At 62.6% G+C, this 9,480-nt stretch carries 11 protein-coding genes; 7 read left to right on the top strand and 4 right to left on the bottom strand.

Annotated elements, in window-relative coordinates; translation table 11 throughout:
* Positions 1–571, bottom strand: a 571-nt coding sequence (locus tag WCE35_RS16715; RefSeq protein ID WP_424594440.1) for an ABC transporter substrate-binding protein, incomplete at its 3' end; no start/stop codon positions are given.
* Between the two features lie 140 nt (positions 572–711).
* Positions 712–1,671, bottom strand: a complete 960-nt coding sequence (locus tag WCE35_RS16720) for a sugar-binding transcriptional regulator (RefSeq protein WP_424594441.1) — start codon at positions 1,669–1,671, stop codon at positions 712–714.
* 273 nt (positions 1,672–1,944) lie between these two features.
* Between WCE35_RS16720 and WCE35_RS16725 the strand changes: the two genes are divergently transcribed.
* The 5 genes from WCE35_RS16725 to pgm all read left to right on the top strand — a co-directional run bounded on the left by WCE35_RS16725 (position 1,945) and on the right by pgm (position 5,522).
* On the top strand, positions 1,945–2,178 hold the full coding sequence (locus WCE35_RS16725) for a hypothetical protein (protein WP_424594442.1): 234 nt from the start codon (positions 1,945–1,947) through the stop codon (positions 2,176–2,178).
* A gap of 71 nt (positions 2,179–2,249) precedes the next feature.
* Positions 2,250–2,396: a hypothetical protein gene (locus WCE35_RS16730; RefSeq protein ID WP_424594443.1), complete on the top strand. Its 147-nt coding sequence runs from the start codon at positions 2,250–2,252 to the stop codon at positions 2,394–2,396.
* Between the two features lie 96 nt (positions 2,397–2,492).
* The gene (locus WCE35_RS16735; protein WP_424594444.1) at positions 2,493–3,497 is read left to right on the top strand and encodes a lipase family protein; all 1,005 of its coding nucleotides are present in this window, start codon (positions 2,493–2,495) and stop codon (positions 3,495–3,497) included.
* Between the two features lie 15 nt (positions 3,498–3,512).
* Positions 3,513–3,800 carry a hypothetical protein gene (locus tag WCE35_RS16740; RefSeq protein WP_424594445.1) on the top strand — a complete coding sequence of 96 codons (288 nt, stop codon included), beginning with the start codon at positions 3,513–3,515 and terminating at the stop codon, positions 3,798–3,800.
* Between the two features lie 81 nt (positions 3,801–3,881).
* On the top strand, positions 3,882–5,522 hold the full coding sequence (pgm, locus tag WCE35_RS16745; RefSeq protein ID WP_424594446.1) for a phosphoglucomutase (alpha-D-glucose-1,6-bisphosphate-dependent): 1,641 nt from the start codon (positions 3,882–3,884) through the stop codon (positions 5,520–5,522).
* 152 nt (positions 5,523–5,674) lie between these two features.
* Here the strand turns inward: pgm and WCE35_RS16750 are convergent, their stop codons facing one another.
* Positions 5,675–6,883, bottom strand: a complete 1,209-nt coding sequence (locus WCE35_RS16750) for a DnaJ domain-containing protein (RefSeq protein ID WP_424594447.1) — start codon at positions 6,881–6,883, stop codon at positions 5,675–5,677.
* 752 nt (positions 6,884–7,635) lie between these two features.
* On the opposite strand from WCE35_RS16750, the gene WCE35_RS16755 reads away from it, so the two are divergent.
* Positions 7,636–8,511, top strand: a complete 876-nt coding sequence (locus WCE35_RS16755) for a dihydrodipicolinate synthase family protein (RefSeq protein WP_424594448.1) — start codon at positions 7,636–7,638, stop codon at positions 8,509–8,511.
* Positions 8,512–8,575: 64 nt separating this feature from the next.
* Positions 8,576–8,767, top strand: a complete 192-nt coding sequence (locus WCE35_RS16760; protein WP_424594450.1) for a hypothetical protein — start codon at positions 8,576–8,578, stop codon at positions 8,765–8,767.
* Positions 8,768–8,805: 38 nt separating this feature from the next.
* Here WCE35_RS16760 and WCE35_RS16765 read toward each other — a convergent pair.
* Positions 8,806–9,480 (bottom strand): acyl-CoA dehydrogenase family protein (locus WCE35_RS16765; RefSeq protein ID WP_424594449.1); only part of this gene is annotated, 675 nt, incomplete at its 5' end.

Raw genomic sequence — 9,480 nt, forward strand, 5'->3', positions numbered from 1 at the left:
TCTCGCCCCAGCCCGGCTTGCCGCGCAGGCAGATGCCGTAGATTTCCTTTGGCTTGTCGGTGATCTTGGCGGCTGCGCTCTTGATGAAGTCCCAATCGGGCTTCTCCGGCATTTTCAACCCGGCGGCTTCGAACAGATCCTTGCGGTACATGATCATCGAACTCTCGCCATAAAACGGCGCGGCGTAGAGTTTGCCATCGACGGTCAGGCCGGAGCGGATCGGCGGCAGAAGATCATCGGCGTCGTAGGTTGCGCCGAGGCTGGTCAGCGGCAGAAGCCAGTTCTGCTTGGCCCAGATCGGAACCTCGTAGGTGCCGATCGTCAGCACATCGTACTGCCCGCCCTTGGTGGCGATGTCGGTCGTCACTTTCTGACGAAGCGTGTTCTCTTCCAACGTCACCCATTCGAGGTCGATGCCGGGGTTCTTCGCCTTGAAGTCGTCGGTCAGCTTCTGCATCCGGATCATGTCGCCGTTATTGACCGTGGCGATCGTCAACTTGGTGTCGGCCGCGGCAATTCCCGCGAAGGCTGCGGCCGAACAGGCGCCAATCAGAAAGGATGAAAGCTTCATGTATTCCTCCCATGTCGATTTGAGCATTTGCCTTGATTGTGGGCAATTACTCGCGCAAAAGGCAGCGCTGTCAAGAGGCGTTCGGTGTTGCAATGCACCCAGCCGATGATCGAAGCCGGCACATGTGCGGCAAAATCGCGCTATTTGCGGCCGAGCACCGCGCGCGCCGTCGCTTCGTCCGTGATCAGGCCATTTATCAGCCGGCCCCGCAGTGCGGCGACGATGCCGGGCAACTTCAATTTGCCCTTGGCGCCGGCGATCACAAGGCTCCTGTCACGGGATGGGATCTGCGCGCTCGTCACCCGATCATAGGTGACGTCCGCCACCATTTCGCCGCGTTCATCGAACGTCCAGCCCACGATTTCACCAACACCGCCGGCTTTCTGAAGCGCCCTCAACTCCTTACCGGTTATGAAACCATCCACGAATAGCGGCGCGCGTGCGCCGAGGTCGCCGATACCGACGAAAGCGACGTTGGCTCTCGCCGCAAGTTTCAGGGTGGTTTGGATCATCGGCTGCTGATGCAGGAGATCGCGCTCGCGCCTTGAGGAGGCGATGACCGGCAAGGGCATCGGGAACAACCGGCTGCGGACCGCGGACGCCATGTCGTAAATGACATTATAGAAAGCCGCGGAGCCATCCGGGGTAATCGTCCCCGTCAGGGACACGATCTTGTGTTTCGAAGCGTCGATGGCGGGCAAGAGGTCGATCGCGGCTTTCAAGGTGCGGCCGGTGCCCATCGCCATGACGATTGGCGACGACGATTTCAGATGCCGTTCGATTTCGACCGCCACGGCGTTTGCGACACCCAACGTCGTGGAGTCCGACGCCGGATCCGTGGGCGCGACTTCGACCAGGCTCAGCGCGAACCGGTCCCGTAGCCGTGTCGCCAGATCGAGGCATTGCGCGATTGGATGTTCAAGACGGACTTTGACGAGCCCGGCGGAAATGGCCAGCGATACCAGCCGTTGCGCCGATTGACGGGATATGCCGAGCTTGGCGGCAATTTCGTCCTGGGTGTTGCCGGCGACGTAATAGAGCCAGCCGGCGCGGGCCGCGTCATCGAGACGTCTGTCTTCGTCGTTCCCGCCTCTGGTCAAGGATGCCACACAATGATTGGAAAAAGCGCGAACCTGGTAGTTAACGGTCGAACGCCCGTAGTTCAACAATTCGGTCAGGAGGCGAGCGACACTCCGGGATTTTCGATTCTATCTTATCCTAGCCGTTTGCCGGTCGCTATCCAGCCTGAAACGCTGGTTGCCGGCACAGGGCCGGAGCCCGCGGATTGGCGAGAACGGAACCGGGTTGACGGCAGCTCGCTCCGTTGCGAACCAAAGAAAAGCTCGCGGTGCGATACCAGCACGAGGTTGGATGTGACGCCAGAAGAACTCGGATTGGGCGTCATCGACTGGATGGCAAGGGACACCGACCGGCAGGGACGCCTGGCCGTGCTTGCCGGAAATCTGGTGGTCCAGATCCTTTCGCTGCTGGTGGTGGTTCGCACGATGCTGCTCGGCGCCGGGTCGGCGATGGCGCCCGGAATCGTCATCCACGTGGTCCTCGGCGCGTTGTTCGGCTACTTTCTGATCCAGGCGCGGAAGGCGTAGATCTTGCGGGTTCTGCCTGCCGCGCCGCGGACCTGTTCATTGGCATCCTGCTCCCGGAATGAAAATCTCAGATGGCGGATTTCCATGGCGCGCTTTCTCAAATGGTCTCGCCGGTCGGTGCATCCGGGCCGGCCCGCGACCGCGTGCTCGCTGCGACCATCGAGCTGGTGCTGTCCTTGTGCGCCCCCGCGCTGGCCTGGATCAAGGCGCATAAATGATCGAGGCCGGGTTTTTTCACAGGTTGGCCCCTGCCGTTCCAGGTGTAGTATGATTTTTTTGCAAGTACTGCATGTCTCGACCGCAGGAGGGACGTTGTGAGCTTTCTCGTCAAGCTTCCGACCGAACGTTATGACCCGGATGCTTTCAAGCAGTTTGTCGGCGGTCAGGACTTCGAGATCGGAAACGCCAGGGCAATGGCGTGGATGTCGCAGTTGGCCTACGAAACCGACGAGCCCGACAAGATCGCCGACATTCTGAACACGCGAGGGCTGGCCCTTGCCGATGGCGGTGTCCTGATCAGGAAATCAAAGACCGCGTTGCCGATCGCGAACACGCATTGCTTCGTCGCCAGCCACAACCCGAGCAGGGTGCTGATCGTCGCCTTCGCCGGCACCGATCCGCTTTCGCTGGCCAACTGGATTTCGGATTTCGACGCGCGACTGGACAAGACGACCGGAGCGGCCGAGGGTTACGAGGGAGCGGCCGACGCGGTCTGGGACGACCTGAAGAAGCTGCTGGGGAATTTCATTCCGGCGGACGGCAGGGTTTTCGTGACGGGGCACAGCCTGGGCGGTGCGCTGGCGGCGCTGATTGCCAGGCGGATCGCCACCGAGCTTTCGGCCAATGTCGATGCCGTCTACACTTTCGGCATGCCGCGCCCGGGTAGCCGGACATTTGCCGACGCATATAATCGACAGTTGGGGCTGCGCACGTTTCGCATGGTGCATGGCGACGACATCGTGCCGACGGTTGCGCCGAGTTCGTTTGGCTTCAGGCATCTCGGCCGGTTCCTGCACTGCGCACGGCAAGGCAAGTTCAGCAAAGCCGATCTTGCGGCCGACACCAGTTCGGATTTGCCGCTTTTCACCGACGACGTCGCCAGGAGCTTCAGGGATCATCTCAACGGATCGGTGTCTGCCGTGATCGGGGCGGTTGAGCGGGCCAGGCTCGCCGCGGCGCTGGAGACCGGCGCGGATATTGCGGGCATGCGCACCGATCCCGCCGGCATTCTGATCGAACTGCTGCCGCCGCGCTTGCGGGATCACATGCCGGACCGCTACATCGGCGCCTGCACGGCGCCGGCATCAGCGGGCGTGTGAGCCGAGCAGGTAGGAGTGGCCGATGCCGACGATGTAGTTCGGCGAGTTGCGATTGAGGCCGCGGCATTCAGCCCGAACAGACTGATCCAAATCCACCCAAATCTCACCGAACGAAGCAACGTCGACAACATGACCGCAAGCCGCACCACAGTCTCCTTCCATGCCGTTCTTCCCGCTCGGGTGTCCGGCTTGATGGGGGTGACCCATCATGGTAGCACCCCCGTCGAATGGCTCATTCGCACGGGTTTCCCGGCGTTTTCCAAGGGCGTGTTTGCCTCGTTCCTCGGATCGCACCCGGCTTGATCGGGCCGATGATCTGGAAGGACAGGATTTTCCAGGAAATATTCCCGGACAGCCGAGCCATCGTCGATTCTGAGAGGTCATGTGACTGCACAAAATCCCGCCGCGGGAAAACCGGTCGATCCCGCTTCTCTCGCCAACGTCCCACAACTCGTCACCGCCTATTTTGCCTTGAAACCCGACGCGGCCGATCCCGCCCAACGCGTCTCCTTTGGAACGTCGGGTCATCGCGGTTCGTCGCTGAAAAATTCCTTCAACGAAGATCATATCCTGGCAACCACGCAGGCGGTCTGCGACCACCGCCGTCGCACCGGGCTGACCGGCCCGCTGTTCATCGGAATCGATACGCACGCTTTGGCCGAGCCTGCGCTGGCGAGCGCGGTCGAGGTGTTCGCCGCGAACGGCGTCGACATCATGATCGACGCGCGCGGCGGTTATACGCCGACCCCCGTCATTTCGCATGCGATCCTGAGTCATAACAGGGGAAGAACCGCTGATCTCGCAGATGGCATTGTCATTTCGCCGTCACACAATCCTCCCGAAGACGGCGGCTACAAGTACAACCCGCCCCATGGCGGTCCGGCCGATACCGACGTCACGTCGATCATCGAAAACAGCGCGAACCGGTATCTGGAAGCCGCACTCAAAGGTGTCGCGCGGATGCCTTACGCGCGCGCCCGCAGGTCGCCGTCGACCCATCTCCATGACTTTGTCGGTCCCTACGTCGCCGATCTCGGCAACGTCGTGGATATGGCGGTCGTGAAATCATCCGGCGTGAAAATCGGCATCGATCCACTGGGCGGCGCCGCCGTTCACTACTGGCAACCGATCATCGAACGCTACGGGATCGAGGCGACGGTCGTGAACGAGGCGGTCGATCCGACATTCCGTTTCATGACCGCGGACTGGGATGGGAAGATCCGGATGGATTGTTCCTCGCCGTTTGCCATGGCCAGCCTGATCCGGATGCGCGACAAATTCGACGTCGCATTCGCCAATGACACCGATGCGGACCGGCACGGAATCGTGACGCGCGCCGGCGGCCTGATGAATCCAAACCATTTCCTCGCGACCGCGATCGCCTATCTGTTCGCCTGGCGGCCGCAATGGGGGAAGGAGGCTGCGATCGGCAAGACCATCGTCTCCAGTTCGATCATCGATCGCGTGGCCAGGAAGCTGAACCGCAAACTCGTCGAGACGCCGGTCGGCTTCAAATGGTTCGTCGAGGGCCTCGGCAGCGGCGCCTTCGGCTTTGCCGGCGAGGAAAGCGCCGGCGCGTCGTTCCTCAGGCGCGACGGGTCGGTCTGGACCACCGACAAGGACGGCATTGTCATGGGGCTGCTTGCCGCGGAAATGATCGGAAAGACCGGACGCGATCCCGGCCAGTTGTTTGACGAATTGACCGCCGAACTCGGCGTTCCCTTCTACGAGCGGATCGACGTGGCGGCGACGCCGAAACAGAAAGACGCGCTCAAGACGCTGGGGCCGGAACAACTCGGCATCAAGGAACTGGCCGGCGAAGCGGTGCGCGCCATCCGAACCAGGGCGCCCGGCAACAATCAGTCGTTTGGCGGGATCAAGGTCGAGACCGACATGGGCTGGTTCGCGGCAAGGCCGTCCGGCACCGAAGACGTCTACAAGATCTACGCGGAAAGCTTTCGCGGTCCGGATCATTTGAAGCGGATTCAGAGCGAAGCGCAGGCCGCGATCGCGCGGGTGTTTTGATCGAAGCGTTTTCGAGTTGGCCGGATTCACGGCCTCCTGGTTCGGGACGCACGGCGTGCCCCTCACCGCGAGGGCTTCAGACCCTGCCCTGAGGAGCATCGCCGACGAACTGCCCGAATACGCGCCCGAAGAGGGGCCGCCGGGGCGATGGATTAATCTAGCCCGGCCCCCCGTCGGTCCGCAAACGGCCCAACCCCAAATTCGTCTCCCGCCTGACCAACGCGGTGCCGTTTGTTGATGGCGGGCGCCGACCTCGTCCGGTTCGACTTTTGAAGTTGTCTGGCCCGGTCGATGTCGGCGAATGCGCGCTCGAAATTTCGCAACCGATAGAACGTGATGCCGCGATCGATGTAGGCGTCCGCAAATTTCGGATCGAGCTGTATCGCCTGGTCGAAGTCGGCGATCGCGCCGTCCAGGTCGCCCTTGCGATAGGCGAAAATTCCCCGCTCCAGATAGGATCGTGCATCACTCACGGCGAGATCGAGCGGAGGTAAGACCTGGGCTTCTTGGGCGCTGCCGACCTCGATCCGGGACGAAACCTCCTCCGGCCCCATCGCCGCACCGGTCGCGGCTGCATTCTCGGGCTTGTCGGTGTTGGCGATTGGCACCTCTGCGACGGTCCGTTCAGCCGGGGCGACCGCGACGATCTCGGTGGCTCCACCACCCCTGGCGATCGCGCGCTCATCCGAAGGCGCAACGGACGCCACCGACATATGCATGAACAGCGCATATCCTCCGACCGCCACCGCGGAGAAGCCGGCAATCGCCAGCACGCCGGAGGCCACCCTGTGAAGGGTCCTGGCGAAAACCGCGGTCTTTGAGGTTTGCTCCTGCGCTATCCGGGCGAGTTCGAGCAGATGGTCGTACGCCGCGCGCTGATCCGGATCGCCGAGGATTTCATTGGCGCGGACGACCTTCCTGAACTTCAGTGCTGCTTTCGGATCGCCGGGATTGATGTCGGGGTGAGCACCTTTCACCGCCGTTCGGAAAGCTCTCCTCAGGTCGTCAGCATCATCGTTCGGAAGAGCTCCGAGCAAATCGTAAAGCGTCTCCATGGTCGCTCTCGTTGCTGGTCTTCCCTGCCCCCCCGAAATCCCCTCGATGACTTTGCGCTGGAGGCCTGACGCAATCAACATCATTGTCGTAGTTAATGACGATATTGCGTTCGATAATGGTAATTTAGTACGGCGAAAAAGTGGCTCAATTAGAGCAGCGTCGCCATGCTGTGGCCGCGACCTCGTCGCTGAGGATAGCGGACGCCCCTTCGGGCAGTTTTCCTGCCCGCGCGGTTTGGAGCGAGGGCCCGCCTCGCAGCTGGATAGCGGGGTGGATACCGGTTCACGCCGGGAATAACGCGTCAAAAAGGCCCTGAACCGGAGCCGCTAGGTCGCGCATCGGACCGCGGCCTGCAGCCGTCGCAGGCGCTCGCGGACGATCAACTCCGCGTTCCGATAGCATTGTCGCTCATATTCGACCTTCAAATGCTCCAATCCATCGGAATCCATGGTCTTGAGCTCGGATCGTTTGAACTGGCAATCGGGCGCGGGCGGTGGCGCGAGCAGGCGGCGTTCGGGCTGGCAAATTCGTCCTTCGGGACGAGCCTGCGCGCCTGGCTGGCCCGGCTCCGACCTCGATTCAAGGTGGGGTGAACTGGGCGCGCACGACGAAACCACGATCGCGCACCAGATCGCGGCGAGGGACGGAAGCTTCGAGGCAAGGCGGGTGATCCACGGCCGTTCTGGCTGAGACTTGTTGCGCATTTCGCCTGATCGAGCCCCCACTCTGCGGCGTCATTCCAACTTCGCCGTTCAGCCAGCACCGGGCCCGATCGCGGCAGCTATGCGCAAAGGAGGCGGGCGCCTCCTGGCCGAGCGTGCATCGAACCGCGAAACCCCGCGCGGGCAACGGCGCCTGGGCCGTCGGCCAAGCAGGGCGATGGTGCAGGGAAAATTTGAAATCCATGTTAACTATTAGGGTAAGCAGAGTGTGAATCGCCAGCCGCAGGCGTCAGCCGAATGCCGGCTTGCACGGCGCCGTTTCGGCGTCACATTGCGCACGGGGTGGTTGGCAGCCAGTCCTGTGGTTTCCGTGATCGTGTCTGGATCTTTCCGCAATGGCTGATTTCCACGGCGTCTTTCCCTATCTGGTCTCACCGGTCGACACTTCGGGACAGATCCGTGCCGAGGTGCTCGGCCGGCTGTGCGACGATCTCATCCGATCAGGCGTGCATGGGCTGACGCCGCTCGGCTCGACCGGCGAGTTCGCCTATCTCGACAACGCGCAGCGCGCGGCCGTGGTGCGAACCACGATCGATGCCGCCAGAGGCCGCGTGCCTGTGATCGCCGGTGTTGCCTCGACCTCGACGGCGGATGCGGTGGCGCAGGCGAAGGCGCACCAGAAGCTCGGCGCCGATGGCATCCTCGCGATTCTGGAGGCGTATTTTCCGCTTCCCGACGAGCAGGTCGAAGGCTATTTCCGCGCCATTGCCGACGCGGTCGACATTCCCGTCGTGATCTACACCAATCCGCAGTTCCAGCGCTCCGACCTCACGCTCGACGTGATCGAGCGGCTCGCGACCCATCCGCGCATCGGCTACATCAAGGATGCCTCGACCAATACCGGGCGGCTGCTATCGATCATGAACAGGTGCGGCGACGCGATCGGCGTGTTCTCGGCGTCGGCCCATATCCCGGCGGCGGTGATGCTGATCGGCGGCCTCGGCTGGATGGCGGGCCCGGCCTGCATCATCCCCAGACAAAGCGTCGAGCTCTACAACCTCTGCAAGGCCGCGCGCTGGGGCGAGGCGATGGCGCTGCAACGCAGGCTGTGGCGGATCAACGAGGCCTTCGCGCGCTTCAATCTCGCCGCCTGCATCAAGGCCGGGCTCGCGATCCAGGGCTACGAGGTCGGCGACCCCATCCTGCCGCAGGCGGCGCTGACAGCGGAGCAGCGCAAATTGGTCGAGGCGGCGCTGCGGGATGTCGGGTGATACCTGCGCCGTCATTCCGGGGGGGCGATCGGCGGGCCGCCCTGCATCACCAATGGCGTGATGGATGCCACTCGGCATCACGCGGCTCAACACCCCGCTGACGCCGATGAAAATCTGGCAGGCGATCCGCGACGCGAAGGCGGGGGAAGGGGTAACTCTCTTCGTCATTCCGGGATGCGCCCTCTTGGGCGCAGGCCCGGAATCCATACTCCCGATCGTGGTTATGGATTCTCTGATGTGCAATTGCACATCATAGCTCGTGCTTCGTACGCCCCGGAATGACGGCAGCGCGCCTCACAGCCCCAGCACCATCTTGGCGACGATCTCGCGCTGGATCTCCGATGAGCCGCCGAAAATGGTATAGGCCCGGCCGTTGAGATATTCCGGCACCACCGGCAGCATCGCTTCGGGAATCGGCGGCTCGTGGTTGAGCCTGTAGAACGGCCGCATCGGCTCGACGGCGAGGCCGTCATGGCCGATCACCTCGACGCCGAGCCGCGTCACCGCCTGGCGGATTTCGCTGACCCGCAGTTTCAACAGCGACGACACCGCGCCGGGGTTCTGCCCGGTCTGCAGCGCCGAGAGCACGCGGAGTTCAGTCATTTCCAGCGTGTCGATGTCGACTTCGATCTCCGACATTCGAACCGCGATATCGGGATCGTCGATGGCGCGGCCGGTTAACTCGGACTCCGCGAGATCGGACACCGTCTTCAATGCTTCGCGCAATTTCGCCGACGCGATGCCGGCGCCGCGCTCGAACTCGAGCAGATATTTGCCGTAGGTCCAGCCCTTGCCTTCCTCGCCGACGCGGTTGGCGACGGGCACGCGGACGTCGTCGAAGAACACCTGGTTGACCTCGTGATCGCCGCCGATGGTCAGGATCGGCCGTGTGGTGATGCCCGGGCTCTTCATGTCGATCAGGATGAAGCTGATGCCGTCCTGCTGCCGTTCAGTCTCGTTGGTACGCAC

The organism is Bradyrhizobium sp. (genome assembly GCF_049691595.1).
Classification (GTDB): Bacteria; Pseudomonadota; Alphaproteobacteria; order Rhizobiales; family Xanthobacteraceae; genus Bradyrhizobium.